The sequence below is a fragment of the Ferrimonas sp. SCSIO 43195 genome (assembly GCF_023716685.1).
Lineage (GTDB): Bacteria > Pseudomonadota > Gammaproteobacteria > Enterobacterales > Shewanellaceae > Ferrimonas > Ferrimonas kyonanensis.
This window is the reverse complement of sequence record NZ_CP072679.1, coordinates 4,476,153-4,502,557: the sequence shown is the minus strand read 5'-3', so window position 1 is coordinate 4,502,557 and position 26,405 is coordinate 4,476,153. Positions and strand designations below refer to the sequence as shown.

At 59.4% G+C, this 26,405-nt stretch carries 23 protein-coding genes; 8 read left to right on the top strand and 15 right to left on the bottom strand.

The genetic code is table 11. The annotated features are described in order from the left end of the window. Positions 1–44 precede the first annotated feature (44 nt). Entirely contained in the window at positions 45–656 is a 612-nt protein-coding gene (locus J8Z22_RS20815) for a thiol:disulfide interchange protein DsbA/DsbL (protein WP_028111348.1), read from the top strand. 375 nt (positions 657–1,031) lie between these two features. Further along, positions 1,032–1,238, top strand: coding sequence for a DUF1107 family protein (locus J8Z22_RS20810; RefSeq protein ID WP_028111349.1), 207 nt, complete (start codon positions 1,032–1,034; stop codon positions 1,236–1,238). Between the two features lie 30 nt (positions 1,239–1,268). On the opposite strand, the gene J8Z22_RS20805 is transcribed toward J8Z22_RS20810, so the two are convergent. The 4 genes from J8Z22_RS20805 to hutH all read right to left on the bottom strand — a co-directional run bounded on the left by J8Z22_RS20805 (position 1,269) and on the right by hutH (position 5,820). Next, positions 1,269–1,532 carry a cell division protein ZapB gene (locus J8Z22_RS20805; protein WP_051252223.1) on the bottom strand — a complete coding sequence of 88 codons (264 nt, stop codon included), beginning with the start codon at positions 1,530–1,532 and terminating at the stop codon, positions 1,269–1,271. A gap of 281 nt (positions 1,533–1,813) precedes the next feature. Further along, entirely contained in the window at positions 1,814–2,209 is a 396-nt protein-coding gene (locus J8Z22_RS20800; protein ID WP_035414907.1) for a cytochrome c3 family protein, read from the bottom strand. Between the two features lie 30 nt (positions 2,210–2,239). Then, a complete protein-coding gene (locus tag J8Z22_RS20795) occupies positions 2,240–3,802 on the bottom strand; it encodes a flavocytochrome c (RefSeq protein WP_028111351.1) in 1,563 nt (520 codons plus the stop codon). Positions 3,803–4,116: 314 nt separating this feature from the next. Next, positions 4,117–5,820, bottom strand: a complete 1,704-nt coding sequence (gene hutH / locus J8Z22_RS20790) for a histidine ammonia-lyase (RefSeq protein ID WP_371878052.1) — start codon at positions 5,818–5,820, stop codon at positions 4,117–4,119. Positions 5,821–6,341: 521 nt separating this feature from the next. Between hutH and J8Z22_RS20785 the strand changes: the two genes are divergently transcribed. Then, a complete protein-coding gene (locus J8Z22_RS20785; RefSeq protein ID WP_252007975.1) occupies positions 6,342–7,877 on the top strand; it encodes a sigma-54-dependent Fis family transcriptional regulator in 1,536 nt (511 codons plus the stop codon). A gap of 117 nt (positions 7,878–7,994) precedes the next feature. Here J8Z22_RS20785 and J8Z22_RS20780 read toward each other — a convergent pair whose 3' ends face one another. The 9 genes from J8Z22_RS20780 to J8Z22_RS20740 form a co-directional block, all read right to left on the bottom strand. Further along, positions 7,995–9,131, bottom strand: a complete 1,137-nt coding sequence (locus J8Z22_RS20780) for a hypothetical protein (RefSeq protein WP_252007973.1) — start codon at positions 9,129–9,131, stop codon at positions 7,995–7,997. Between the two features lie 203 nt (positions 9,132–9,334). Next, positions 9,335–9,664 carry a DUF2956 domain-containing protein gene (locus J8Z22_RS20775; protein ID WP_252007971.1) on the bottom strand — a complete coding sequence of 110 codons (330 nt, stop codon included), beginning with the start codon at positions 9,662–9,664 and terminating at the stop codon, positions 9,335–9,337. Positions 9,665–9,755: 91 nt separating this feature from the next. Then, on the bottom strand, positions 9,756–11,969 hold the full coding sequence (locus J8Z22_RS20770) for an OmcA/MtrC family decaheme c-type cytochrome (protein ID WP_252007969.1): 2,214 nt from the start codon (positions 11,967–11,969) through the stop codon (positions 9,756–9,758). Between the two features lie 106 nt (positions 11,970–12,075). Further along, entirely contained in the window at positions 12,076–12,258 is a 183-nt protein-coding gene (locus tag J8Z22_RS20765) for a hypothetical protein (protein WP_252007967.1), read from the bottom strand. Between the two features lie 7 nt (positions 12,259–12,265). Then, positions 12,266–12,994 (bottom strand): DNA-binding protein, encoded by a 729-nt coding sequence (locus J8Z22_RS20760; protein ID WP_252007966.1) that lies wholly within the window; start codon positions 12,992–12,994, stop codon positions 12,266–12,268. Continuing rightward, a complete protein-coding gene (locus tag J8Z22_RS20755; protein ID WP_252007964.1) occupies positions 12,991–13,530 on the bottom strand; it encodes a core component of ECF transporter in 540 nt (179 codons plus the stop codon). The genes J8Z22_RS20760 and J8Z22_RS20755 overlap by 4 nt, the downstream gene beginning before the upstream one ends. A gap of 3 nt (positions 13,531–13,533) precedes the next feature. Further along, the gene (locus J8Z22_RS20750; RefSeq protein WP_252007962.1) at positions 13,534–14,160 is read right to left on the bottom strand and encodes an energy-coupling factor transporter transmembrane component T; all 627 of its coding nucleotides are present in this window, start codon (positions 14,158–14,160) and stop codon (positions 13,534–13,536) included. Next, the gene (locus J8Z22_RS20745) at positions 14,150–15,454 is read right to left on the bottom strand and encodes an ATP-binding cassette domain-containing protein (RefSeq protein ID WP_252007960.1); all 1,305 of its coding nucleotides are present in this window, start codon (positions 15,452–15,454) and stop codon (positions 14,150–14,152) included. The genes J8Z22_RS20750 and J8Z22_RS20745 overlap by 11 nt, the downstream gene beginning before the upstream one ends. A gap of 2 nt (positions 15,455–15,456) precedes the next feature. Then, positions 15,457–17,493: a TonB-dependent receptor gene (locus J8Z22_RS20740; protein WP_028111360.1), complete on the bottom strand. Its 2,037-nt coding sequence runs from the start codon at positions 17,491–17,493 to the stop codon at positions 15,457–15,459. A 161-nt stretch (positions 17,494–17,654) separates the two neighbouring features. Between J8Z22_RS20740 and J8Z22_RS20735 the strand changes: the two genes are divergently transcribed. The 5 genes from J8Z22_RS20735 (at position 17,655) to ubiA (ending at position 23,977) form a co-directional block, all read left to right on the top strand. After that, positions 17,655–18,488 (top strand): HAD-IA family hydrolase, encoded by an 834-nt coding sequence (locus J8Z22_RS20735; protein ID WP_252007958.1) that lies wholly within the window; start codon positions 17,655–17,657, stop codon positions 18,486–18,488. A 62-nt stretch (positions 18,489–18,550) separates the two neighbouring features. Then, positions 18,551–20,728 carry a DNA helicase II gene (uvrD, locus tag J8Z22_RS20730; RefSeq protein ID WP_252007956.1) on the top strand — a complete coding sequence of 726 codons (2,178 nt, stop codon included), beginning with the start codon at positions 18,551–18,553 and terminating at the stop codon, positions 20,726–20,728. 81 nt (positions 20,729–20,809) lie between these two features. After that, the gene (locus J8Z22_RS20725) at positions 20,810–21,310 is read left to right on the top strand and encodes an aminoacyl-tRNA deacylase (protein WP_028111363.1); all 501 of its coding nucleotides are present in this window, start codon (positions 20,810–20,812) and stop codon (positions 21,308–21,310) included. 99 nt (positions 21,311–21,409) lie between these two features. After that, positions 21,410–23,044: a methyl-accepting chemotaxis protein gene (locus tag J8Z22_RS20720; protein ID WP_028111364.1), complete on the top strand. Its 1,635-nt coding sequence runs from the start codon at positions 21,410–21,412 to the stop codon at positions 23,042–23,044. A 75-nt stretch (positions 23,045–23,119) separates the two neighbouring features. Next, positions 23,120–23,977 carry a 4-hydroxybenzoate octaprenyltransferase gene (ubiA, locus tag J8Z22_RS20715; RefSeq protein WP_252007954.1) on the top strand — a complete coding sequence of 286 codons (858 nt, stop codon included), beginning with the start codon at positions 23,120–23,122 and terminating at the stop codon, positions 23,975–23,977. A 56-nt stretch (positions 23,978–24,033) separates the two neighbouring features. On the opposite strand, the gene fre is transcribed toward ubiA, so the two are convergent. Beyond that, the gene (gene fre, locus J8Z22_RS20710) at positions 24,034–24,729 is read right to left on the bottom strand and encodes an NAD(P)H-flavin reductase (RefSeq protein WP_028111366.1); all 696 of its coding nucleotides are present in this window, start codon (positions 24,727–24,729) and stop codon (positions 24,034–24,036) included. 91 nt (positions 24,730–24,820) lie between these two features. Continuing rightward, positions 24,821–26,287 (bottom strand): 4-hydroxy-3-polyprenylbenzoate decarboxylase, encoded by a 1,467-nt coding sequence (gene ubiD / locus J8Z22_RS20705; RefSeq protein WP_028111367.1) that lies wholly within the window; start codon positions 26,285–26,287, stop codon positions 24,821–24,823. Positions 26,288–26,405 lie beyond the last annotated feature (118 nt).

Here is a 26,405-nt window from a genome sequence, read left to right as displayed (position 1 = left end):
GCACAGTGAGCCGCAGTTTTTGAGAATTGTTTAGAGAAGGCACTATGAAAAAATTACTCGCGATTGCGTTTACCCTGATGTTGGCGCCGCTGGCCCTGGCGGCCCAATTTGAGGAAGGCACGCACTACAAAGTCGTCAGTCAGGCGCCGGTTCAGGGTCAGCCTCGGGTGACTGAGTTTTTCTCCTTCTACTGCCCCCACTGCTACACCTTTGAAAAAGTGCATTTGCCCAACCTGAAAAAGAGCCTGGACAGTGGCATCAAGTTTGAGCAGAAGCACGTCGACTTCATTGGCGGTCCCATGGGGATCGAGATGACCAAGGCGCTGGCGGTAATGCAGACCATGAAGGTGTCCGAGCAGGTGAAGAAGCCGCTGTTTTCCGCCATTCATGACAACGGCGTTAAGTTCAGCACCGGTAGTGACGTCAAGCAGCTGTTTGTGGATCAGGGCGTTGATGGCGAGAAGTACGACAAAGCCATCAACAGCTTTATGGTGAACTCCAAGGTCAAGAGCTGGAAGAAAGAGCAGATCAGCAGCGGTATCCGCGGTGTGCCGGCGATCATCGTCAACGGCAAGTATCAGGTGGAGATGGGCGGGCTGGAAAGCGCTGAGCAACTGTCTGAGTTGATCAACTACCTGGCCAAAAAGCAGGACTGAGCGCCGCATCAGGCCACCTAGGGGAACCGCTCGGTTCCCCTTTTTGTTACACGATGTTTTTGTATATTGAATGCAATTTATGTTAATAAAAAAAGATCGGTGCAACACCGATCAAAAGCGAGCGTGACTCCTGCCGCCTCTCAGCCCCATACCCCTCGAGACGGCGGAACTAACCGTCATGACTCGCGGTTAGGAACACTGCCAAATCACAGTAACAAGTTTGCAACATGATGCCAAATGACGGGGTGTCAAAAATTCACTACGGAAAGCTTTGGGATAATCTAATATCAGTAGGTTGTATTGCGAGCAAAACTAAATACAATTGCCGCGGTCTGATAGTGTGCATCAGCCAGAATAAAACAAGGAATTTTGTCGGTGAGAATTTTCCCAATCTACGCGCCAAGGATGATCGCGAAACACGCCAGAGTCTTTAGGGATGGGGTGGTGCTGGTTAAGCACGTAGGTCGACTGGAGTTTAAAGCCGGGCGATTCATCATGCCCGTTCGTTCGTTGCCCAAGGTCCGTGAGGTGATCAACGAGCTCAATGATCTGCTGCAGCCGGACGCCGCAGCAGCGACCTGATACTGGCCTGATTCCTCAGGCCGGTCAGTCTTATGCTAACTCGCTCAGGCCTGGTGTCGGCGGCTCAGCTTCCGCATCGGCCTGAGACAGTTTGTTCAACAGCCCTTCCGCTTTGCTGTTCCAGGCAGCCAGTTGCTGTTCCAGCTCCTGAGTGCGTTGCTCCAGTTGCTGGTTGCGCAGTTCCAGTTCCTGGGCGCGTGTCCGCTCCTCTTCCAACTCCATTTGCTGAAGTTCGATGGTCTCCAGCGCATTTTGTACGCGAGACTCCAGTTTATCTAACAGTTCTAAGCTCATACGACAGTTACTACTTAATTTTGGACAGAAAGCGATTCTATCAGTGCCTGCGGCTGTGATCACGGTATTTTGCCTGAGGGATTGCCAATCTTTCGGCTCCGTGCTGGAGGGGGGGCGCGCAAGGAGGAAAAAGGGCCGGCTTCCTAGCAAAGCCGGGGTCCTTGGGTGAGATAACCAACGCTTACCAGAGCCAGGCTCTGGCGCAGGGAGGCCCATGGCCACCCGATGATGAGAGGTGGCCATGGGACCGCGTTGAGGTTCCCCTGCGGGGAGCCGGGAGGTTACTTGCGTTTCAGGTCCGGGTATTTGAACTCGTGGCAGTTGTTGCAGTAGACCTCGGTCTTCTTGTGCTGAGCGTGGCAGTAGACACAGCTCAGATCCTGGCCATAGTGCAGGCTGTCGTGAGGGTTCGGCTCGTAGTCGGCGCCGTGACCCGGACGGGCCGTCTGCTGGGCCAACTCCTCTTTGCTGCCGTGGCAGGTCAGGCAGTTGTCCTCTGACGGAATGGTGTAGGGCTTGCTGTCACCGTGACAGGTGGAGCACTCGACGTTGCCCTGTTCGTCGGTAAAAATCTCTTTGTGATACGACTTCAGTGGCATCTTGGCGGCCAGGGCCGGAACGGACAGGCTCACGCCGGCGGCGATGAAGGCGGCAATAAGTGCGTTGCGAGTAGACATGCTGTCTCCTGAATTCAAAAGGGCGTTGGCTTAAGCCTGCTTGAGGGAAATGGCGGACGCCGCTGCGGCGCTGCGAGCCGCATTGCGGCCGGTTACCACCCCTTCGGCCACCGCACAGGCGCCCAGGCGAGAGGCGCCGTGGATGCCGCCGGTGGCTTCCCCTGCCGCGTACAGGCCGGCAATGGGTTTATCGGACACTAGGTGCAGCACCTCAGACTGGGTGTTCACTCGAACGCCGCCCATGCAGTAGTGCACTTTTGGCCACATCCGCACCGCGTACCACGGCCCTTCCGTCAGCTCAAAGGCCTGCATCAGCGGCCGCCCGAACTGTTGGTCTTCTCCGTCGCGCACAAACTGGTTCCACTGTGCCACCTGGGCCTTCAGCTTGTCGGCCGGTATGCCGTACTCGTTGGCCAGTTGCTCCAGGGTGTCGGCTTTCTTGATGACGTCGTACTTCATGCCCCAGGCCAGGGTTTGCGCCTTGGCGGCCCCCTTGGCGTTGGTCAGGCCGATGGGGTACACCGGTTTGCCCTGCTCATCGCGGCGGGTCATGATGGCGTCGGCCCGGGCCTTACGGTCCGCCAGTTCATTGAAGAAGCGTTCACCGGTGCGGGCGTCGACCACGATGCCGTTCTGGTAGGTGGCGGCGGTGTTGAACTGCGAGGCGGTGCCGAAGCCTTTCTCATCGGGAGAAGACCAGGGACCCAATTGAATCTGGTCCAGGTGGATGGGGTTGGCACCGATCAGCATCATCTGCTTCAGGGCGCCGGCGGTGGCACCCGGATGGTTGGTGGAGTCCAGTTCCGAGGTCAGCTTAGGTTGCTGCATCTGACGGAAGTCGATGTCGCGACCGAAGCCACCGGTGGCCATGATGACCCCTTTGCGGGCGCCCAGGGTGCGCATCGAGCCGGTCCGCTCTTTCGGGAAGAAATACTGGCTTTTGACGTTGACGCCGATAACGCGCTGGTCGTCATCCTGAATGAAAGACTCCAGCTTGGTTTGCTTGTACATGGTGACGCCGATCTTCTCTGCCGCCTTGATCAGCGGACGGATGATGCCGGCACCGGAGCTTTCGCGGGTCTGCAGGACGCGGGGCACGGAGTGGCCGCCGAAGTGCTGAACGAAAGGCTTCCAGACGGTGCCGTAGCTTTCCAGCCACTTGGCCGACTCTGAAGTACCGTTGCATACCAGTTTCAGCATGTTGACGTCGTTCATGCCCCGGCCGGATTTCAGCATGTCGCTGACCATCAACTCGATGCTGTCGTTGACGCCCTCTTTGGCCTGCAGTTCTGAGCCTGCCACCGCCATGGCACCACCGTTGATGGTGGAGTTGCCGCCAAACACCGGCATCTTATCGATTACCAGCACCTTGGCGCCCTCTTCGGCGGCTTGTACTGCCGCCGACATGCCGGCAAAGCCGGAGCCGACCACGATGATGTCGAACACTTCGTCGAACTGTTGAGGGGCGGGTGTGCAGCTTGCTTTGGCCTGAGCCTGGCCGGTCACCATCATGGTGCCCATGCCGGCCGCCAGCGCGGCGCCTTTTTTCAGTAACGCCCGACGGGACGCCACCATGTTGTTGTTGTTGGTCATCTTAATCTCCAGTGCACCTTGGCATTGATATGCCAGAGTCAGTGCGAAGGTCGTGCCAGCTAGGGTTTTTCAGGGAAAAAGGAGGGGATTTATGATCGGCCCCACACGAGCACGACATTTCGGGGAACGGGGTTACGGTATTTAGTAGGGATTACGAATGCTGGTGCTCGCCTGGCTGGTTGGGATCGCGACATGAGGGGATAAAAGCGAAAGTTTGTTTTGTTGGCGTGGTGTGGGCGTGGTGCTTGGGGTGTTTCTACGAAATAACGTAAAAAGCCGGCGCTGAGGCCGGCTTTTGCGAGAGTCGGAGTGACTTAGTAGGCTTTTACAAATTCAGTAGAGGCCTTGAAGTCCGGAGTGTAAGGGCGGTCTTTGTCCACGAACTTAACCAGTTTGCGGTATTCCTTGTACATCTTACCGGTCTCTTTACCCAGCTTCAGCTTAGGGTTGTCCAGCTTGCGCAGGTCGATGGCCTGAGCGGAGTGGAACAGTTCCAGACCGAAGATGGTGCTGAGGTTGTCGGAGATCTGAATCAGGTTATCGGAAGCCAGCTTCAGGTTGGTGAAGGTGTCTTCGATGTTACCGGCGATGGCCACACCCTCGAAGCTGACTGGCTGAGCCAGTTGCTTGTTGCGAACGTGCAGGTCAACGTAAGCTTTCTGAATGGCACCGAAGGCGTGACCCACGTTGCCTGGCGCAGTCAGGAAGCGCGGCAGGTGAGTGAAGTGGTCATCGGACAAACGGGTAGAGCGCATCACGGAGTTGTGAGACACCTGAGTCATTGCCACGCTCAACTGCTGTACCGCCATGGCCACCGGCAGTGGGTTGAAGTTGGTGGTCGGGAATACGCCGCCTTTGCCGTCGATCAGGTACTTGGCAACCTGAGGCTTGTTGACGTATTTCTTACCTGGGTTGAGTACGACCGCCGGGTTGTCGTCGGAGGCGTTGATCTGAATCTTCAGCATCGCTTCCAGCTCGTCCGCCGCTTTTTCAGCCATGGCGAAGGTGTAGCCGGAGGTACGGAAAGACAGTGGATCCTGCAGTGGGCGGGTGTCGTTCAGATCCCACAGGTAGGAGCCATCCAGCTTGCTGAGGATGGTGTCTGAGGTCGCCTGAACGTAAGGGAACGGACGCACGCCATTGGTTTGTGGCAGGAATGGCGCCACGTTGCCGTTCAGACCTTCCAGGGACAGGCCAAACAGGGTTGGGGCCACTTCCAGAACCTGCTCGGCGTCTTTCAGACCCTGCATGGCGTAAGCGGTGGCGAAGGAGTTGTTGGACAGGATGGACAGTGCGTCTTTGCCGATGGGGTCCAGCGGCTTGATGCCGGCTTTCTTCATCGCCTTGGAAGAGCTCATGCGCTCACCCTTGTAGAACACTTCCCACTCGCCCAGCATTGCCAGACCCACGTGGGACGCCAGCAGGATGTCGGCTTCGCCTACGGTACCCTTGGATGGGATAACCGGCACGATGTCGTTGTTCAGGTAAGCTTCGTACAGATCCGCAACCTGAGGTTGTACGCCGGTTTGACCGTGCAGCAGGGTGTTCAGGCGCACCGCCATACCCAGACGAACCATTTCGGCAGGCATCGGCTCACCCACGCCGGCGCTGTGAGCGCGCAGGGCGTTGATCTGGAACTCTTTGGATGCCTTCAGGGCTTCCTTGGTCATTTCACCGCTGGCATCAAACAGCTTGTGGTCCTTGTTCAGGCCCACACCCACGGTCAGACCGTAGACCGGCTTGCCCAGGCGTGCTGCGGTCATCAGGGTGTCGTACGCCTTGTCCAGACGCTTTTCTGCTTTGTTGGCAATATCCACATCGGCGTCGCCAGCCGCAATGGCCCAGGCTTGGTCGATGGTCATGTCAAAACCGTTCAGAGTGATGGTGTCTTTGGCCAATGCCGAACCTGCGGTCAGGCTCAGGGCCAGTGCAACAGCAACTTTACTTGTTACAGCTTTCACTATGCTTTCTCCAGCTTTTGTATTGTTAGTCTGCGTAAGACAAACAGGGATTCCCATTCATCGATGACAGACAATTGCAGCTTGTGTGCCAGCCGTGCCAAAAGCCGGTTTTGGGGGCGGAACTATGATCGGCCACGGGCAGTTACGAAATGCCGTGAAACGACTTACCGGATTTCGTGGGACGCTACGAAATCTAACTATGGCAGTGGCGGTGGTGGTGAACAGAGTGTGGCAGTAAATGTGGGGTGAGGTAATGGCTGCAACTGAGGAATTATCAGGCTGTGAGCTTGCTCAAATAACCGTGGCTTTCATGAGCCTAAGTGGGCTGCGACAATAACTGTGAGCTGGATCCTTTATTATCGATATAAATAATTGAAATGAGGTCAGAATTAATAATTTAGTGAAATATGTAGACTGGATCTCATTTGGCATTTTAGTTTTTTTGTCGTGGATAATCGGTGATTTTCAGGTGTTTTCTTAATATCGCTTTTTTAGCTTCAAATACATGACCCAATCCTCGGTATTGCCTCGCTTCAGCTTTTAAAATGACGACAATTCGTAATTGAGGGCCCAGTGTTATGTCTACCGAGCTGAAGTTTTTCTATGAGGTGACTCAGCACCTGTCCGGCAGTTTGCAGTTGGATAAGTCCCTGAAGCACTGCTTTGACTACCTGGTCCAGCACATTCCCATCGATGGCATCTACATCAACCTGTTTATGCAAGAGAGCCAGGAGATTCAGATGGTGGCGCACGCCGACCGTCAGGGGGGACAACTGTTGGATCGTCGCATCGCGCTGACGCCCGAGATGTGTGACTCCCTCAATGATCGCGAGCGGCCGCCCATCCGCATTCTGAACCACATCTCTATGGATGGGGTCAGCCATCACGTGCTGTCGCAGCTTATTCCCGGCGCCAAGTCACTGATGTTGTTAAGAATGCAGTGTGATGATTTTCATCTTGGGGTGGTGGGGCTGTACGCCAATAAGGAGCAAAGCTTCCGCGCGCGCCATGCGGATCTGCTGCAATCCCTGCATCAGCCCTTCAGTATGGTGACGGCGTTCAACCTTCAGGGGCGTAACCTGTTGGCGGAGAAAGCGCAACTGGAGGCGGAGAACCGCAGCTTACGCCGCTCTATCGACAGTCGAGAAGACGTCATCGGCGCCAACAGTGGTCTGCGTCAGGTGATGGAGCAGGTCGAGGCCATCGCACCGCTGGACAGCACGGTGCTGATTAACGGTGAGACCGGTTGTGGTAAAGAGGTGATTGCCAACGCCATTCACACCCGTTCTTCCCGATCCAACAAGCCGTTTGTAAAGGTGAACTGCGGGGCGATTCCCGACTCGTTGATCGACTCCGAACTGTTTGGTTATGAAAAGGGCGCCTTTACCGGCGCCGAGAAGCGTAAGCAGGGCTATTTCGAGCAGGCCAACGGCGGCACCATCTTCCTGGACGAGCTGGGAGAACTGCCGTTGTCGGCCCAGGTGCGCTTGTTGCGGGTACTGCAGAGTCGCACCATTGTTCGGGTCGGGGGCATCGAACCGGTGGAATTGGACATTCGCATCGTGGCGGCGACCCACAGGGATCTGCAGCAGATGGTTAAGGCTGGCTCGTTCCGTGAGGATCTGTGGTACCGGCTCAATGTGTTCCCCATCGCCATTCCGCCGCTGCGCCATCGCCGTGAAGATGTGCCGTTGCTGGTTCATCATCTGCTGGAGCAGTTTTTGACCCGCTTCAAGCTGGATCGCTTGCCCTCCATTGCCCCGGAGCAGTTGGCCAAGCTGCAGAACTACGCCTGGCCGGGCAACGTTCGTGAACTGGTGAATGCGGTCGAGCGAGCGATGATTCAGTCCCGAGGGGCGCCGTTGGTGTTTGACTTTCTCAGTACCGGCGGCGAGCCGGAAACCGGTCACAGTGGTGGCGGAGAGACGGTGGTGATCGACCCCAGTCGTGCCAGTGACCACCTGGTGTCACTGGACACCATGACCGCCAAATACATTGAGCATGCCCTGAGGATCACCGGCGGCAAGATTCACGGCAGTGGTGGGGCAGCGGAGAGGCTGGAGATTCACCCCAATACACTGCGCAGCAGAATGAAAAAGTTGGGGTTGATGTAATTCAGCGTCTAGAGAGAAAAACGCGGCCACGGCCGCGTTTTTTTATGCCCCATAAAAAAGCCACCGCTCAGGCGGTGGCAAAAGGGTCAGGAAATAAAACAGGGTGTTGAGGTTCGGTTAGAAGTAGTAACCGAAGTTGATGTTGATGCGCTGATCCCAGCCGTCGCCGGCTTCTGGCAGACCAACGTGGTCGTCCATCTTGGTGGAGAAGGTCATGTTTTTACCCATGATGAAATCCGCCATGATGTAGATCGGGCCGGCCGAGAAGGCGGCACCGGTAACGTTCTGGTAGCTGTTGTCGTAGCTGCTGTCATCCACGTCGGGAGTCATCAGGCCGAAATCGTTGTAGATTTTGACGCTGCCCCAGGAAGTAGGGATGGTTTTCGCCAGGTTGAAGGAGTAGATCTGACCCTTGGAAGCCACTTCATACTGCCAGCCAGCGCCGCCCAGACCGATCTTGTTGTTGTCCATGCCGTCTGGATCTTCGGCATCGAATTCGTACTGCATCGCTTGCAGTTGCAGTTTCCAGCCCTGGTAGCCTGCGTCCATGTGGACGGCAAAGGCGTTGCGGTCACCGTTTTTCTCGGTCTTGCTGTTGTAGATCTGGCCGTACTCCAAAGAGCCACCCATGACGATTTTCAGGTCACCGTCGCTGAGGGTGTAGGTCTGACGCAGGTTGATCTGGTTGGTTTCTTCGTTGTTGTACTCGGTGCCGTTAACGGTGCCGGAGAAGATGTCAGGGGCGTAGGCTTTGGTGTCTTTGGAGTTGTATTCGCCGTTCTTGTAGAAAGCGATGTCGGTGTGCCATTTGCCGTTGTCGAAGGTGGCTTTGGCGCCAACATCGAAATCATCCTCGAAGCCCAGGTAGTAAGGCAGGCCGAACCACCAGCTGTTGGAGATGAAACCCGGGTTACCGAATGGGACCTTGTTGATACCGAACTGCAGCTGCCATTCCGGATCGATGTTGTAGTAACCGTAGCCCCATTTGATGAAGTTTTTGCCGGAGGCAAAACGGTATTCGCTGGACAGACCCCAGTCGCCGTGGGTGCCATCAAATTTAAGCGTTAATACGTCAAAATTCAGGTCGCCGCCTTTATCTTTTGACTGGTCGTTATACAGCTTCATGCCGTAATTAACACGAACGGAACCACCGATATTCATGCCATCTTCTGCCGCGGCATTTACGGTGTATAAAGAAGACAAGAGTGCCGAAATAACTAAGGCAGATTTTGTCAGGCGCATGCTGTTCATCATATTTACCTTTCAGTGTTTGTTTTTGTGGTAAATACAGAGCACGGGCTGTGCCAAGCAGGAAAAAACCTGAATCGTGGCTGAATTTCTTGAATCCGGATTTGCAAAAACGATATCTGGTGATTTTGCGGTTACGAGATGTCGTGAGATTAACGATATTTCACATGCGCAAGGCGCCGATTCGGGCGAATCGGCGCCTCTGAGGGTCAGGCCATCGACAGGTAGGTCAGGAAACCGGCCCAGCTGAGTCCGAGCAGAATCCAGGGAAGCAGGGCGGTCTGCCGGGAGGTAGTGTCCATCGACACCGGCGCTTCCTCGGGCTGGGATTTGTCCCGTTGTTCACGCTTCTTCTGCTTGTCACGCTCGCGGGCCTTGGCCTTTTCACGCTTCTTGTATTCGGCGATGCCTTTCTCGATGCCTTTGGCGATCAGCCGGGTTTGCTCTTTGGTCTGGCCGGGCTTTTGGGTGGCCTTGGCAATCTTATCGGCCTGGGCCACCACCTGGGGGGAGACGGCCTGCTGGTTCTTTGCTTTCATGGAGTCGTTAAGGTGAGAAATGGTGACCCAGTGTACCTCAGCTGCCAGCAAAAAGGGGGCCGAAGCCCCCTGAAGGATTTTGGTGCAGGGGTCAGTCCGAGCCGTGGACCTTGTCGATGCCAAAGGTTTTGCCTTCGCCATGACAGGTACTGCAGCTCTCTACCGGCAGGTTGGCGCTGCTGTCCGGGTTGCTGTCGACGGTGGCGCCATTGCTCTCGAAATGGGCCATGGCCGCGGCATCGGCGTGGGCGTGACAGGAGCGGCAGCTGGCGGCGACGGGAGACACGTACTGGTCGGTGCCAATGGCGATGGCCCGTTTACCGGACATCAGGCCGCCGTCGGCCGCAAACAGCGGTTGATCGGCGCTGTGACAGGCACCGCACTGGACAATGCCATTGGGGTAGCCTTGCAGTTCGGCCTCGGCGTTGAGGTACACCCCCTGGGCCTGGTCGTTGTCCCAGGCGCCGCTGTGGTAGCGGTGAACCACGGTGACCAGATCCCGGTTACTGAAGCGGATGCCCTCGACCTCAGTGGCGCTGCCATCGTCATTAATCACATTGACCGTCGGGTGGAATGAGCCGGCCCAGGTGCTGTTGTGGCAATGCATGCATTGAGTAAACTCGGTCACCCCATGGCTGCCTTTCACGTGGGTGAGGTTTTCGTGGCAGGCGTTACAGGCGGTTTCGGTTACCGAGACCCGGTCGGGCTGACTGTGGCGAGCCGTTGTCGGGCTGCCGCCGTCGAGGTTGAAGTAGGCCACCGGCGCGTGATTGGCGTAGCCGGTACCGTCGGCCTCACAGGGCATCGCCGCACCCTGTTCGCCGCAGAACTGCACCTCGGCGGTCAGATAGATGCTGCCGCTCAAGCTGCTGTCGGCCAGATCTTTCGCTACCGTCAGTACGCCGCCGCTGAGGCTGACCCGATCCGGTGCGTTGATGGTGAGGGTGGCATTGCGGGTCACCACGCCGTCGGTATCGACGTTGCCCAGCAGGATGCCTCGACCGGTGTTGGTCATGTAGGGGGTAAAGTCGAAATCGTCGGCGGCGGGGGCGCCATTGAAGGTGACATTGGCAGTGACCGTCAGGGTACTGAGGTCATCGGCGAGGCCGTTGTCACTGACCACTGCGGAGGTAAACTCAAACCCCAACCCTTCATTGGCCAGCATCAGCGCCCGGCGCATCGGTTGGTGGCTGTACTCCACGGTCCCGGGCAGTCCGGGACCCGCCGGTGGCGCATCGGGGCCATGACAGCTGTCACAGCTGCGATCGCTGCCGACGGCGGCGATGTGGTTGGCGGCGTCCTCACTGGTATGACAGGACTGACAGGCCTGGCCGTAGAGGTTGGCCTGCCAGCTGTCCTGTTCACCATGACAGTGCTTGCATTGAAACAGTTCGCCGGGGAAACCGACCGCGTCAAATCCGTCCCGAATGCCGGCGTGCAGATCGTGAATCATGGCGGGGAAATCGGCATCGCCTAGGGCCGGAGTGTGGCAGGCCACGCATTGCTCCACCTTCTGGTAGTTGGAGTGGGTGTCCAGGTAGGCGATGCGCGGGTCGTCATCCGGGTAGCCTGGCAGTGCGCCGTGGCACTGGATGCAGGCGCCATTGGTGACACTGTCTTTGACTGAGACCGCCAGGGCATCGCTGGCGGGAATGAAGTCCAGCGGTGTCGACAGCACTTTGTCCGCCACCCCTTCGCCATTGCTGTCATTGAGATCATAAGCCCGAATGATCACCCGGTGCAGCAAGTTGGGGTCGCCATCGGCCAGCACCACCGGCGCATTGCCATCATGGCTCCAGCTGCCGTGGTAACGGCCCGGAGTGGCCTCATCCTCGACCAGGGTGCAGGCATCAATCTCATTGCCGCCCCGGTCGGTGGTTTTTCCGGTCAGGGTGCAGGTCATGGACGAGCCGGCGCCGTTGGCCTGAGTGTGGCTCTGCCACTGGGTTGGTGCGCCGCTGTCGCCGCTGTTGGTCGATTGGTTCATCACGTACAGGGCGATGCGTGACAGCCCGACCAGGGGTACTCGGTTGCCACCATTGAGGCCGCTGGCGCTGAATTCGATGCTGAAGGGATCGCTGCCGGTGACCACCACGTCACCGGGTTGCAGCATCAGCTCAACCTCGGCGGCCGATTCTGCGGTGCGGGTAAAGGAGCCGGCAGGCAGGCCGGGATCCCCCGGAGGTCCAGGGGGACCTTCCGGCCCCGGGGCGCCGTCGGCGCCATCGTCGCCGTCACAGCCAAAGATCAACAGAGAGGCCCCCAGCAGCAGGGCTGAGCGTGTTGCAGCTGACTGAATCATCATCATTGTCCTTTTCGATTGTTGATTGCGGGCCTCTAAAATGTAGGCGAGCTTTCACGGTTCGGACAGTGTGGAAGTGGATGTTATTTCAGTGATAAAACCTAGTGTTTTAGTCGGTTTTTGCCTGTTCGAGCTGCTTTTGCGGGTGAACGCAATGGTATCCTTCCTGCAGCCAGCGCCGGTAGGCGCAGTTGACGCAGGAGCGCAGGGTGTCGTCTACCTGTTCATCTTCGTCGTCGGCGATGAACCAGCGGCACTCGCGGGCAGCCATGCGGCTGTGTTTGCTTTCCATAGTGTCCTCAATAATGCTTCAGGTGGCGTTTTTGGGCGTTGAACCAACGGTCGCCGTCGAAGGCCACCAGCAGGGTCATGCGGTGATTGAGCTGTACCGCTTTCAGTTTGCCTTCCAGTTCGATTCGAGTGTGGTTGGGAACCGGTTGATGGCTCAGGGTCCAGACTTGCTCCAATGGCGTGTGACGCAGCAGCGCGGCGATACTGACCGGCTGTGCCAACCCTTCGGGCAGCGTCAGCTGGCCCTTATAGCGGCCGTCATTGCCGCACAGTCTCAGGCCGATGCCGGCCAGGGCGCCGATCACGCCGTCGCCACTGCCACCGTGCTCCGACAGCCTGGCCTGGCATTGCTGTGCTAACTCGTAAGCCTGATCCTTGTTCAGTACCTCTTTCTTGGCCCGCAGTCCGAATTCAATCAGGGCTCGTCGAGCCTCGGTGTCGGCGTCGCTGAACAGGCACAGGCCTGGATCCGATCCCGGGGCCGACTCCGACAACAGGTGCTCCACGGCCAACTGGCGAATGCGATCCGGATCGCCGGCTTCGCCAATGCAGAAGCACATGGCGCTGTTGTGGGAGGTGTAGGGAATGTCGTCATGGACAAAGAGTTGGTGTCGGGTCACCGGTGAGCAGTGGCCCAGCCCCAGTTGGTGAATTTTTTCGGCCAGCTCTTCGGCCAGTTCTCCGGTGCCCTTGGTGCCGATCTCGTCGGTGTCGTCGATGCAGAGGTAGAGGGTCATTGTGGTTGCCTGTGTGTGGGAATCAATTGGTGATGAGCGAGGCGTTGCAGCAGCATAGGGGTGCAGCAGGCCCCGAGAATGGAGAACAGTCCACCGCCGAGGGTTTTCCAGCCGGACTGGACCAGGATCAGGGCCGGGTCGGCGCCCGCCAGCCACAGCTCCAATGCCCCTTTGCCAACCCACACCGTCAGCGCAGCCGCTGCCACCAGCAGCGCCTGAGCGGTAAACCAGGGGGCCATGGGCAGCAGCAGCAGGGCCAGCTCCATTCCCATGGCCGGCAGCAGAAACTTCAGCAGCACCAGAGGACCGCCCTTGCCGACGCCCATGATCAATGCCAGCAAGCCGGTCATCAGGCCGCAGTACAGCACCGAGCCCCGCTGTGGGACCAGGCCGCGGGCCAGCAGGTAGACCAGCACCAGCAGGAACATCGAATGGCCGGTCAGGCCCAGCTTCAGCCGCACCACGGCTTTGAAGCTAACCAGCAGCAGGGCCAGGCCGCTGAGCAGTATGGCGTCGCTGAGTGAAAAACGGTTCACGGATTACTCCTCCGGGTAGTGGGTCATGGGCTTGGGGTTGTCATCGCAATAGCCCCGGGCCTGCAGGGCGGTGGCTTGCAGTTGGCTCAATCGAATCAAGCGGATCAGTAATGGCAGTAGCACCTGGCTGGCCAGGGCCTTCCAGGCGGCCGGGCGCCACAAATCGCCGCTGCCGATGGGCGCGCCTCGAAGCCGTTGCAACAGGTACAGCTCTTTGGCCTCATCGGCGATCAGCGGAATCTGGCTGAGGCAGGCGCCGAGAATGAGGGCGTTGCGGTCACTCATCCAGCCTCGAATGGCCGCCAGGGTATGGTGACCCGGGGTGGACAGGAAAAACCACAGTCCGGGAACCAGCATCAGGGTCATCCTCAGACACAGCAACAGCGCATCCGGCCAACTGCTCAGGCCGAAACGGATCAGGTACAGCGACACAATCAGCACCAGCTGCACCAGCACCAGCCGGGTCAGTTGAGACAGGGCCTTGAGCCCCTGAGGCTGAAGCAGTAACAGACTCAGGTTGACCATGGTCAGTGGCGCCAGCGCCCAGGGGGGCAACAGCAGTGCCGCCGTTGCCAGAACCGGAACCAGTGCCAACTTAATCCGGGTACGGCTGCGGGTGCTAACCTTCATGGATCTCTCCCGCCTCGATGTGCCACTGGCGGTGACTCAAGGGCAGAGGCCGGTGGCTGGCGATCAGCACTGCGCCCCCCCGTTGCAGCCGCTGCGCCAGCGCACGCCATAAACGTTGGCTGGAGTCGGCGTCCAGTCCGGCAAAGGGGTCATCCAGCAACAGCAGCCTGGGCTGTCGACACAGCTGACTGGCGATGGCCACCAGGTGCTGTTGCCCGTAAGACAGCGTCAGCGGTGAACGATCGGCCAAGGTGCTCAGGCCTAACTGAGCCAATTGCTGGTCGGCCTGTTGTCGGCACTGAGACTCTGGCAGCCCCAGTTGCCGTAAGGACAGCCTGAGCTCTTCGGCGACGGTGGTGGCACTGAGCTGGCGAGCGGGCTCCTGGCACACCAGCGCCAGTTGCCCGCCATGACTGTCGAGACGCGGCGGGCTATTCAGTACCATAACCTGGCCGTCGGGGGCGGCCGTCAGTCCACACAGGGCCCGCAGCAAGGTGGTTTTGCCACTGCCGTTGTTGCCCCACAACTGCACGCACTCACCAGGGTGAATGGCCAGTGCGCTGGCCTTAAGTCGGTCTTGGTTCCCCAGTGTTAGGGTCATGGCGGTTAACTGCAGCAGCGCCGAGGCTGGGGCTATGGGCGGGGGCAGAGCCAGTGACTGGCACTGTGAATCCGGTTGCGGTGGCTGGCCCAGGCCGGACTGGGTCAGCCAGCGGTGATGGTCGATGAGGTCGCCATAGCCGTCGCTGTGATGCTCGGTAATGACCAGGGTGAGGCCCTGCCGTTTGAGGCGGTTCAGTAAAGCCTGCAATTGAGCGAAACCCTGATCGTCCAGTTGTGCCCAAGGCTCGTCCAGTAGCAGCAGTTCTGGCCGGCTGACTAACTGGGCGGCCATCAGCACCCGGTATTTCTGTCCCAGTGACAGGGCTCGGGTGGGGTGGTTCAGGGGCAGGTCCAGTTCCACCAGATCCAGAGCCTGGCGAACGCGGGCTTTCATCTGCTTGGAGGGGACGCCTTGTGTCTCCAGGCCCAGGGCCACCTCCGGTCCAATTTGATCACGAAGCAGCTGCAGGTTGGGGTCTTGCAGCACCAGCCCGCAGCGGTTCGGGCGACGCAGGTCACCACCGCTGATCGGCTGAATGCCAGCCAGGATCTGCAACAGGGTACTCTTGCCGCAGCCGGTGGGGCCGGACACCAGCAGGGCCTGCCCCTTAGGCAGGCGCAGATCCAACGGCGCCCACAAAGGGGCGCCGTTACGTTCTGCCGTGACCCCGGTAAGGGTCAGTGCCGTCATGTTCAGAACTCGGCGCGCAGGCTGAGCATCCACTGCCGTCCGGCGGCGGGCAGATCTTCGCTCTGCTCGTAGTACTCATCCAGCAGGTTGGTGACCGTCAGTTGCCAGGAGGTGCCCTGCCAGGGCAGGGGTTGTCCCAGGCTCAGATCCACCAGGCTGTAGTCATCGATGTCCACCGGGCCGTTGGCGTCGTAGTACACCTGATCCATGACCCGCTGTGCGTCCAGGCGGGCAGTCACTTCCCATGGCAGTCGGGTCAGCAGGCTCAGCTTCACCGTATGAGTCGGACGGTTCTGCAATTGATCGCGATTCTGATCGTCCTCACCGCGATTTTCCGCATCCAGATAGCTGTAGGTCAGATCCAGATCCACCGCGTCCAGCGAACGGTTGCTCCAGCCGAGATCGACCCCTTGGAATCGGTATTCAGCGTAGTTGCGATAGACATCGTTGCTGTCCTTTTCGATGTAGTTGTCGACATCGCTGTGGTACACCGACACCATCCAGCTGTTGGCGGCATCCAGTTGTTGCTCCAGTCCCAGCTCGAAGTGCTCGGTGGTTTCTGGTTCCAGCTCGGCGTTGGCACCGCTGCCTTCGTACAGGTTGCGCAGCGTCGGGAAGCGGACCTTGCGGGCGGCGGAGGCATGCAGCTGGGTGTTGTTGCCCAGCATGTAGAAGCCGGAAGCCAGGGCGGAATAGCGGTTCTTCTCTTCGATGTCGCTGCGGTGCCAGCCGGCCGACAGGGTGGCGCCGTAGTCGCCATTGGCCAGCCACTGGTACTCGGTGACCAGGGTGTACAGGTTCTGGCTCTCGTCCAGGTGGCTGATGCTGGGGGCACTGCCGCCACCGTTGCCGCCACCGTTACCGCCGCCGTTACCGCCGCCGTTGCCGCCGCCGTTGCCACCGGCTCGGGCCTGGGCTTTGTTGCCCCCCTTGCCGCCGCCACCGCCGGAGCTGGCGGCTTTAATCACGGTGGCATCGTACTGCTGGTTTTCCAGAATTACCGCGGTGGTCAGCACGTGCTGTTGATTGCTCAGAATCCACTGGCCATTAAAGCCCTGATTGGTCGCGGTAGAGTCGCTTTGCTGCTTGTAGGCATCGAAGTCGGCGTTGGTGTATTGATTTTCAAGCTTGTCCTGCCAATTGTGGTAGGCAAAACCACGTACACTGTTGTGGCTGTTGAGGCGGTGCGCCACGCTGAACTGGATGCCACCTTTCTTCAGGTCATCCACCCGTTCGTACTTAATTTTACTGTCGGCCAGGTTGCCGACTCGGCTGGGCTTGCCCCACTCGGCCTGCTCGTATTCGCCGGTCAGGCTCATGCGGGTGTCGTCACCCCATTGCCACTCGGCATTGCCATACAGGCTGTCCGAGCGGTTATCGCTGTTGTTGCGCTGGCCGCCGTTCTCTTCCGGACCCGGGGTGAAGTCGTCGGCCAGGTTGAAGCCGTCCTGGCCGCTGCCGCTGTAGCTCAGCAGCAGGTTGCGGGTGTCGGTGGCACCGGCGACACTGGCATTGGCTGTCCAGCGACCGTCATTGCCGGCACCCACCTCGGCGCTGACGCTGCTGGCATCGATGCCGGTGCGGGTAATGACGTTGATGACCCCGGCATTACCGCCGGTGCCGTACAGCAGCGAGCTTGGGCCCATGCTGACCTGAATCTCTTCGATGCGGCTGGCAGGGATCAGGCTGGCGTCAAACTGGCCGTCATAACTGCTGTTGGCTGGTACGCCGTTGACCAGCAGCAGTACATGGCGTGTCTTGAAACCGCGAATGTCGATCAGTGGTCGACCGGCACCACCGGTGCGTACATAGACACCGGGAATCTTGGTCAGCGCCTGGTCCAGAGTCAGGGCCCCCTGCTGCTGCAGATCCTCCTGGGAGATGCTGTAGCTGGTGGTGGCCAGTTGCTGGGGGGCCGGTGCGTCACCGGTCACCACGATCACCTCTTGAACGTCAAACACGGAATCGGATTGATCCGTCGCCATAGTCGAGCCACTGCACACCAGTGCAATGGCACTTGCCACCGTAGTAAACCGCATAACCTGTTGTTCCACTTGTAATCAGACTGGAGTTGTGAGGTCATTTTCGGATCTTGGTCACGTTATCTTCAATCGCCTTGCGCTGGTCCTTAGAGCTGGATCAACAGTAAATGCGCCCAAAGGAAAAGAGTGACCTGAAATAACCATTGCGCCGGGACAGAATGTCTCAGGAGGCGGCCTGTCCGGACAGAAAGGGGCGGTTGTCGATGGCGGCGTCGTTTAGGCGTCGCCGCCAGCAGTGCTATGCTAGGGGCATTCTTGAACAGGGGTGGATGCCCATGCAGTTTTATCGTCGCCTGTATCCGGTGAAAGCGATCAGCTTCGATCTGGATGACACCTTATACAACAATAAGCCGGTGTTGCTGGCCGCCGAAGCCCGGTTGATGCAGTGGCTGGCTCATCACAGCCGCCTTCCCCAGGCCGGAGAGCGTCGTTGGTGGTGGCAGCAGCGGGCCCATCAGCTGAGGCTGACGCCGGAGTTGCGTCACGATACCACCCGGTTGCGGCACCGCACCCTGGAACGGGGGTTGCTGGCGTTAGGGCTGTCCGACTGTGCCTCGGCGGAGTTGGCCGATGGCGCCATGGCCAATTTCCTGGAGTGGCGCAATGAGATTGTGGTCAGCGACGAGGTGCGCCAGGTGATCCAACGCTTGGCGCGGCGCTGTCCGTTGGCGGCGATCACCAATGGCAACGCCGATCTGGCCCGGTTCTGGCCCCAGGCGCCGTTTGTGGTAGCCCGCTATGCCGGTCAGCATGGGCCGATGAAGCCCGACCCGTCCCTGTTTGAACAGACCTGGCAGCGACTGGGGGTGGCGCCCGCTCAGCTGCTGCACATCGGCGATCACCCCAATGCGGATGTGGCCGGAGCCAATCGGGCCGGCTGTCAGAGCGGCTGGTTGACGCCCCCCTATGAGCAGGCGGCGCGACCGCTCGCCGCCAGTCTGCCCACCTTTGCCTTTCAGCGGCTGCCGCAGCTGCTGCAGTTGCCCCTCTGAATACTGGTTAAATACTCAGTGTTTTTTGCTATAGTGGCGTTTTTTCCCATTGGAGCCTTGCCATGATCCCGTCGGCCTCAGCGTCTGAGCTACTCGACTCCCTCAACGACAAGCAGCGGGCTGCCGTTGAGTCGGCGCCCGGTTCGGTGTTGGTGCTGGCCGGTGCCGGCAGTGGCAAGACCCGAGTCCTGACCCACCGTATCGCCTGGTTGCTCAATGAGCAGGGTGAGAGCCCGTTCGCCATTCTGGCCGTGACCTTCACCAACAAGGCGTCGGCGGAGATGCGCAGTCGCATCGAGTCGCTGGTGGGCGGCCCCATGAATCGAATGTGGATCGGCACCTTTCACGGGCTGGCGCACCGACTGTTGCGGGCGCACCACCATGAGGCGGGACTGCCGGAAGGGTTTCAGATTCTCGACTCCGACGATCAGTACCGGTTGATTCGCCGCATCCTCAAAAGCCTGGATTTGGATGAAAAGCGCTGGCCGCCTCGGCAGGCCATGGGTTACATCAATGCCAAAAAGGACGAGGGCTTGCGCCCGGCGCACATCGATGCCGGGCACCATCCCATGGAGCAGATGCTGCTTCGCATCTACAGCACCTATCAGGAGGCCTGTGATCGGGCCGGATTGGTGGATTTTGCCGAACTGCTGCTGCGGGCCCATGAGTTGTGGCTCAAGCACCCGCAAATTCTGCGGCATTATCAGGGCCGGTTTCGGCATGTTCTGGTGGATGAGTTTCAGGATACCAACGCCATTCAGTATGCCTGGATTCGGTTGTTGGTGGGGCAAAGCAGCAATGTGATGATCGTCGGCGACGACGACCAGTCCATCTACGGCTGGCGTGGTGCCAAGGTGGAAAACCTGACCAAGTTTTTGGACGACTTCCCCGGTTCCGAAGTGATTCGGCTGGAACAGAACTACCGCTCCACCGGTAACATTCTGGCGGCATCCAACACCCTGATTGCCAACAACGCCGAGCGGATGGGCAAAGAGTTGTGGACCGACGGCAAGGATGGCGAGTTGATCGCCGTGTTCCAGGCCTTCAACGAACTCGAGGAAGCCCGTTTTATTGTCAGCCGGGTGAAGCAGCACCTGGAGCAGGGCGGAGCGCTGGCGGACTGCGCGGTGTTGTACCGCTCCAATGCTCAGTCGCGAGTGCTGGAGGAGGCACTGTTGCATCAGCAGGTGGCCTATCGCATCTACGGTGGTCTGCGCTTTTTCGAGCGTCAGGAGATCAAAGATGCCCTGGCCTACCTGCGACTGGTGGCCAACCGCAGCGACGATGCGGCGTTCGAGCGGGTGGTCAACACCCCGGCGCGGGGCATCGGCGATCGCACCCTGGACATCATTCGCACCACCTCCCGCCAGCATGGGTTGTCGTTGTGGCGCAGTTGTCAGCAATTGTTGAATGAGAAAGCACTGTCCGGACGGGCCGCCAACGCGGTGCGGGGCTTTATGGATCTGGTGGCAGAGGTCGACGACGAGATTGCCGACTTTAGCCTCAAATTGGCCACCGATAAGGTGATCGAACTGTCCGGGCTGCGGGCCATGTACGAACAGGAAAAAGGCGAAAAGGGCCAGGCGCGGGTGGAGAACCTGCAGGAACTGGTGACGGCGGCCGGGACCTTTGAAAAGCCGGAAGAGGCCGAGGAGATGAGTGACGTCAACGCCTTCCTGGCCCATGCGGCGCTGGAAGCCGGTGAAAACCAGGCCAGCGACAGTGAGGATGCGGTGCAGATGATGACCCTGCATTCGGCCAAGGGACTGGAGTTTCCGCTGGTGTTCATGTGCGGCGTCGAAGAGGGGATGTTCCCCAGCCAGAAAGCGGTCGAGGAGGGAGACCGGCTCGAGGAGGAGCGGCGCCTGTGTTACGTCGGCATGACCCGGGCGATGCAGAAGCTGACCATCACCTACGCCGAAAGCCGCCGCATCTATGGCCGGGAAACCTTTGCCAAGGCGTCCCGGTTCCTGAGCGAGATCCCTGAGCAGTACCTGGAGCCGATACGGGCCCAGACTCAGGTCAGCAGTACCAAGAGCGTCAACCGTTTCAGCCAGACCGACAAGAGCTTCGATGCCACCGGCCTTAAGCTGGGGCAGCGGGTAAAACACCCGAAATTTGGTGACGGGGTGATCATCAACTACGAAGGCACCGGTCCCCAGAGTCGAGTGCAGGTGGCGTTCGATGGTCAGGGCATCAAGTGGTTGGTGGTGGCTTACGCCCGGTTGCAACCCATGTAAGGCCCGGTCAGCGCCGGTTCCCTGCCGGCGCCGGCATTTGCGATTACACTTAAGGTGGTGCAAGCCTTAGGAGGAATCGTCATGGGCATTGCCATTAGTATCAGTGAGTACCTCAATCAACACCATATCCCGTTTCGGGTGGTGTCCCACCCCTATTCCGAATCAGCCCTGCAATCGGCCATCAGCGCCGGCATCCCCCAGCAACAGGTGGCCAAAGCGGTGATGCTGCAAGATCACCAGGGGCGCCAGTTGATGGCGGTGATCCCGGCGGACCGGCGCCTGCGCCTGAAGCGGCTGGGGGAGTTGCTGGAACGGGATCTGTCTCTGATGCCGGAGGTGGAAGCATCGCAAACCTTCCCCGATTGTCAGTTTGGTGCCTTGCCGGCGCTGGGGCAGGCGTACCACGTTCCCGTGGTGTTTGATGAGGTGTTGCAGGACCAGCAGCAGGTGTTTTTTGAAGCCGGTGACCATCAGTTGCTGGTGCAACTGAGTCAGCGCGACTTTGGCCGGGTGATGGCCGAAGATCGCCATGGCCGCTTCAGCGTGCAGCCGACTCTGGACTACGGTCAGCGGCGATTGTGAGAGCTTTCCCATTTCACTGATGGCCCGTGATCCAGATCAAGACTCCTTGTGTCAGAAGTGTGTACTTTGCCGGTACATACTTCGCAAGGAAAAGTTAACGTGCTGTTACTTAAGCGTATTTCACTGGGCAAGAAGCTCTGGTTACTGGTCATCCTTTCCATCATTGCCACCCTGTGGTTGCTGGTTTTTTCCGCGGATCTGCTGAAGCAGCGCATCAACGAAGCCAGCGATGAAGCGCTGGTCAATCAGGTGGAGCAGGCCAGCTCCCTGTTGACTCATTATCAGACCCTGATTCCCGAACTGGGTGAGGCCCAGGCCAAGCAGCAGGCGCTGGCGGCGCTGGCGGCATTGAGATTTGAAGGGGACAACTACTTCTGGGTTCTGGATCGCCAGGGTACCCTGCTGGCCCATAGCCGCCGCCCGGACCAGCTGGGGCAGGTGATGACGGCGGTGACCGACGCCAACGGCCAGCGTCACTGGCAGACCATGCTGGATCGCACCGCCAACGGCGGCCGCGGCTTCCTGACCTATGCCCTGACTCAGAACGACCAATCGGTGCGGGACAAAACTTCCTACGTGATGGCCGACGACCGCTGGAACTGGGTCGTGGGTGCCGGTGTGGAACATGCCAATACTCAGGCGCTGTTCTGGGATTTGATCGTGCGGCTGGTGTGGGTGTCGATCATTGCCACCGCCATTACTCAGTTGGTCAGCCACTTTATTCGTCGTGACATCAGCCAGGCCATCGGTGATCTGGAAAAGGCCTGCGATGCCATGGCCGATGGCGATCTCAGTGGCCGCGACGATCAGTTGCTGGACCGACGCGATGAGCTGGGTCATCTGGCCCAGGCGCTGACCAAGATGCGCCGTTCGCTGGTGCAGGTGCTGGCCGAGGTGAAGCGCAATGCCGACGATGCCCAGCAGCAGTCTCAGGCCCTGAGCGAATCGGCCCAGGCCAGTCAGCATACGGTGGAGGAGCAGCAGGCACAGTTGCAGCAGGTGGCTACCGCCGTCAATGAGATGAGCCACACCATCGGCGATGTGGCCCACAACGCCGAGCAAACGGCGTCATCCACCGATTCCGCGTCCCAAAGCAGCGTCGACGGTCAGCAGCGCATGCAGCAGGCGGAGCAGCAGATCAACCGCCTGGCAGACAGTGTCAGCACCAGTGCCGAACGGATCGCCGAGCTGCATCAGGGGGTTCAGGCCATCAGCGAAATTACGGAGGTGATTAACGGCATCTCCGAACAGACCAACCTGCTGGCGCTCAATGCCGCCATCGAAGCGGCCAGGGCCGGCGAGCAAGGGCGGGGCTTTGCGGTGGTGGCCGATGAGGTGAGGCAGTTGGCGGCCCGGACCCGGGAGTCCACCTCGCAAGTGCAGACCACCATCGAGAGCCTGCAGCGTGGTGCCGTGACCTCGGTGGAGGCGATGCAGGGGTGTGCGACCATGGCCACCCAGAGCGCCGAAACCAGTCAGCAGATGGCCGATACCCTTAAGGAGATGGTGACTCAGATCCGCGATGCCAACGATCGTGCCGGTCAGATTGCCACCGCTGCGGAGCAACAGAGCTCGGTGTCCGAAGAGATCAATCAGAACCTGATCCGCGCCAATGACGCCGGTGTCGAGGTGAAAACCCAGGCGGAACAGGTGGCCGAGCAGAGCCAGGTGCTGCTCAGTCATGCCAGCGACCTGCAGGTGCAATTGCAGCGGTTTAACTTCAGCGCCGGATAGTAGTTTGGCCGGGATTGCCGCATAATGGCCCCAGTTGGAATTTGACGAGTACGGGCACGGAAGATGCTTGCAGTGATGCGTGATCGATTAGGGCCATACCTGCGCCTGGCCAGACTGGACCGGCCAATTGGAACTTTTTTGTTGTTATGGCCGACGCTGTCGGCCATCTGGCTGGCCGCCAATAATGGCTCACCGGACCCTCGGGTGGTATTGGTGTTCTTTGTGGGGGTGTGGTTGACCCGCGCCAACGGCTGCATCATCAACGACTACGCCGACCGCGACCTCGACGGCCACGTGGAGCGCACCAAGGGGCGGCCGCTGGCCAGTGGCGAGCTCAAGCCCAGAGAGGCACTGGCGCTGTTCGTGGTGCTGGGGCTGGTGTGTTTTTCCCTGGTGCTGACCCTCAATACCCTGACGGTGATGATGTCCTTTGTCGGCATGGCGCTGACCATCCTCTACCCGTTCACCAAGCGGTTTTTCCCCGGCCCCCAGATGGTGCTCGGGGTGGTGTGGAGTTGGTCGATTCCCATGGCGTTTGCGGCCCAGACCGGCGCGGTACCGCTGGAAGCCTGGTACCTGTTTTTCGCTCATTGGTGCTGGACCGTGGCCTACGACACCATGTACGGCATGGTCGATCGTGAAGACGACCTGCAGGTGGGGATACGGTCCACCGCCATCTGGTTTGGCCGCTATGATCGTCACTTTATCGCGCTGTTTCAGCTGATGACCCTGGTGCTGCTGTCGGCACTGGGCTGGCGTCTGCAACTGGCCTGGCCGTACTACGCGGGGCTGGTGGTGATGACGCTGTTGTTCGTGCATCAGCAGTGGCGCATTCGCCATCGTCATCGCGATGCCTGTTTTAAAGCGTTCTTGAACAACAACTGGGCCGGGTTGGCGCTGTTTACCGGAGTGGTGACCAGCTACGCCTTATAGCCCGTCCGCCCACAAAAAAACCGCCTGTCGGCGGTTTTTTTGTGGCTCGGTGGCGGCTACTTGATGTAAGCAAAGGCGTCACCGAACAGGCGCCGTTCATCGACCCCTTTGTTGCGGAAGGCTTCACGGGCGGCGCCTGCCATCTCAAAGCGTCCGGCGATGTAGACGTCGTAGTCACCCAGGCTGATGAAATCATTGCAGACGGCGTCGATGACCGTGCCTTGGCGCTGGCCAGCCACCGCTTCATCAAACACCGGAATGACGGTCAGGTGAGGGCAGCGCTGCGCCCACTGGGTCAGCTTGTCGGCCTGGTACATGCTGGCCTGATCCCGGCAGCCCCAGTACAGAAAGGTGGTGCTGGTATCACCGGCAGCAATCAGGGTTTCCATGATGCTGTTGATGTAGGAGAAGCCGGTGCCACCGGCAATCAGCAACCTTGGTCGTGACTGATCCTGGCGCAGGTAAGCGTCACCGAACGGCAGCTCCACCTCGATGCTGTCGCGGTTTTGCATCGCTTCGATCACCTGCATGGCGTAGCTCTCGGCGACCGCGGCGCCGATGTGCAGCTCCAGCTGGTCGCCGTTGACCGGGCTGGAAGCGATGGAGAACGGACGTTTATCTTCATCACTCATCACCACGGTCAGGTACTGGCCGGCGGCAAACGACACCGGTTGTGTCGGGGTGAGGATGACCTTGAAAACGGTATCGCAAAACGGCGTCACCGAAGCGATGTTACAGCGGATCCTTTGCATTCTATTCTCATTGTTATCGAGTTACTGCGGCGCATTGTAGCCCGAAGCCCGGGCGACACGCCAGCGTAAGGATCGATTGCGGCTATCGCCACTAATCGATTCCCAGTGAGTCCCACAGGTCGTCGACCCGGGTTTTGACCGCCTCGTCCATGACGATGGGCTCGCCCCATTCCCGCTGGGTTTCCCCTGGCCATTTATTGGTGGCATCGATGCCCATTTTGGAACCGAGCCCGGCTACCGGGGAGGCGAAGTCCAGGTAATCGATGGGGGTGTTGTCCACCATCAGGGTGTCACGGCTGGGGTCGACTCGAGTGGTCAGGGCCCAGATAACGTCGTTCCAGTCGCGGGCGTTGACGTCATCGTCGCAGATGATAATGAACTTGGTGTACATAAACTGGCGCAGGAAGCTCCAGGCCCCCATCATCACCCGCTTGGCATGACCCGGGTACTGCTTCTTAATGGTGATCACCGCCATTCGGTAGCTGCAGCCTTCCGGCGGCAGGTAGAAGTCTTCGATCTCCGGGTACTGTTTTTTCAAGATTGGCACAAACACTTCGTTCAGCGCCACACCAAGCATGGCAGGCTCATCCGGCGGCCGACCGGTGTAGGTGCTGTGGTAGATGGCGTCTTTGCGCATGGTGATGTGGGTGACCGTCAGCACCGGGAAGCGCTCCACTTCGTTGTAGTAGCCGGTGTGGTCGCCGTAAGGGCCTTCATCGGCTTCCTCGCCGGGCTCCAGGTAGCCTTCGAGGATGATTTCACTGTGGGCCGGTACGTCCAGATCGTTGCTGATGGATTTGATCACCTCGGTGCGTTCGCCTCGCAGCAGCCCGGCAAACGCGTATTCGCTCATGGCATCGGGAACCGGGGTGACGGCGCCGAGGATGGTGACCGGGTCAGATCCCAGTGCCACCGACACCGGATAGCGCTCGCCCGGGTGTTTTTCCTGGAAATCTTTGTAGTCCAGTGCCCCGCCCCGATGGGCCAGCCAGCGCATGATCAGCTTGTTCTTTCCCAGCAGTTGCTGACGGTAGATGCCCAGATTCTGGCGTTTTTGGTTGGGGCCCTTGGTGATGGTCAATCCCCAGGTCACCAGCGGCGCCACGTCGCCGGGCCAGCAGTGCTGAATCGGCAGTTGAGTCAGATCGACGTCGTCGCCACTGATCACCACCTGCTGGCAGGGGGCTTTCGAGACCCGCTTGGGGGGCATGTTGAGCGCCTGCTTGAACATCGGCACCTTGGAGATGGCGTCCTTGAACCCGGACGGGACCTCGGGCTCCTTCAGAAACGCCAGCAACTCCCCCACTTCCCGCAGGGCACTGCTGTCTTCCCGGCCCAGGGCCATTGCCACCCGTTTCGGGGTGCCAAACAGGTTGGCCAGCACCGGCATCTGCTTGTCTTTGACGTTCTCAAACAACAGCGCCGGACCGCCGCTGCGCAGCACCCGGTCGCTGATCTCGGTCATCTCCAGATGGGGGTCGACTTCGGCAGCGACCCGCTTGAGCTCGCCAGCCTGTTCCAAGTGGCTTATGAACTCTCGTATATCCCTGAATTTCATGCGATAGTCTCTAATTTACAGGCTACAATCATAGCTGATGCGCGCGGCCAGGCTGCGCTTTTGGGCTAGTATACTCGTCATGGTCGGGGATGTCGCCGCCCAGGACGCCGCCGTCCAC

Excerpts from the sequence above, each read along its gene's own strand:
- J8Z22_RS20760 (WP_252007966.1), bottom strand. The coding sequence starts at position 12,994 with ATGACCCTCTACCTCTGCATCGACGACACCGACGAGATCGGCACCAAG.
- hutH (WP_371878052.1), bottom strand. The coding sequence starts at position 5,820 with ATGGGAATCCCTGTTTGTCTTACGCAGACTAACAATACAAAAGCTGGA.
- J8Z22_RS20735 (WP_252007958.1), top strand. The coding sequence starts at position 17,655 with ATGTCTCAGGAGGCGGCCTGTCCGGACAGAAAGGGGCGGTTGTCGATG.
- J8Z22_RS20815 (WP_028111348.1), top strand. The coding sequence starts at position 45 with ATGAAAAAATTACTCGCGATTGCGTTTACCCTGATGTTGGCGCCGCTG.
- J8Z22_RS20795 (WP_028111351.1), bottom strand. The coding sequence starts at position 3,802 with ATGACCAACAACAACAACATGGTGGCGTCCCGTCGGGCGTTACTGAAA.
- J8Z22_RS20770 (WP_252007969.1), bottom strand. The coding sequence starts at position 11,969 with ATGATGATTCAGTCAGCTGCAACACGCTCAGCCCTGCTGCTGGGGGCC.
- J8Z22_RS20750 (WP_252007962.1), bottom strand. The coding sequence starts at position 14,160 with ATGAAGGTTAGCACCCGCAGCCGTACCCGGATTAAGTTGGCACTGGTT.
- J8Z22_RS20780 (WP_252007973.1), bottom strand. The coding sequence starts at position 9,131 with ATGATGAACAGCATGCGCCTGACAAAATCTGCCTTAGTTATTTCGGCA.
- fre (WP_028111366.1), bottom strand. The coding sequence starts at position 24,729 with ATGCAAAGGATCCGCTGTAACATCGCTTCGGTGACGCCGTTTTGCGAT.
- J8Z22_RS20725 (WP_028111363.1), top strand. The coding sequence starts at position 20,810 with ATGGGCATTGCCATTAGTATCAGTGAGTACCTCAATCAACACCATATC.
- J8Z22_RS20800 (WP_035414907.1), bottom strand. The coding sequence starts at position 2,209 with ATGTCTACTCGCAACGCACTTATTGCCGCCTTCATCGCCGCCGGCGTG.
- J8Z22_RS20740 (WP_028111360.1), bottom strand. The coding sequence starts at position 17,493 with ATGCGGTTTACTACGGTGGCAAGTGCCATTGCACTGGTGTGCAGTGGC.
- J8Z22_RS20765 (WP_252007967.1), bottom strand. The coding sequence starts at position 12,258 with ATGGAAAGCAAACACAGCCGCATGGCTGCCCGCGAGTGCCGCTGGTTC.
- J8Z22_RS20785 (WP_252007975.1), top strand. The coding sequence starts at position 6,342 with ATGTCTACCGAGCTGAAGTTTTTCTATGAGGTGACTCAGCACCTGTCC.
- uvrD (WP_252007956.1), top strand. The coding sequence starts at position 18,551 with ATGATCCCGTCGGCCTCAGCGTCTGAGCTACTCGACTCCCTCAACGAC.
- J8Z22_RS20775 (WP_252007971.1), bottom strand. The coding sequence starts at position 9,664 with ATGAAAGCAAAGAACCAGCAGGCCGTCTCCCCCCAGGTGGTGGCCCAG.
- ubiD (WP_028111367.1), bottom strand. The coding sequence starts at position 26,287 with ATGAAATTCAGGGATATACGAGAGTTCATAAGCCACTTGGAACAGGCT.
- J8Z22_RS20745 (WP_252007960.1), bottom strand. The coding sequence starts at position 15,454 with ATGACGGCACTGACCCTTACCGGGGTCACGGCAGAACGTAACGGCGCC.
- ubiA (WP_252007954.1), top strand. The coding sequence starts at position 23,120 with ATGCGTGATCGATTAGGGCCATACCTGCGCCTGGCCAGACTGGACCGG.
- J8Z22_RS20805 (WP_051252223.1), bottom strand. The coding sequence starts at position 1,532 with ATGAGCTTAGAACTGTTAGATAAACTGGAGTCTCGCGTACAAAATGCG.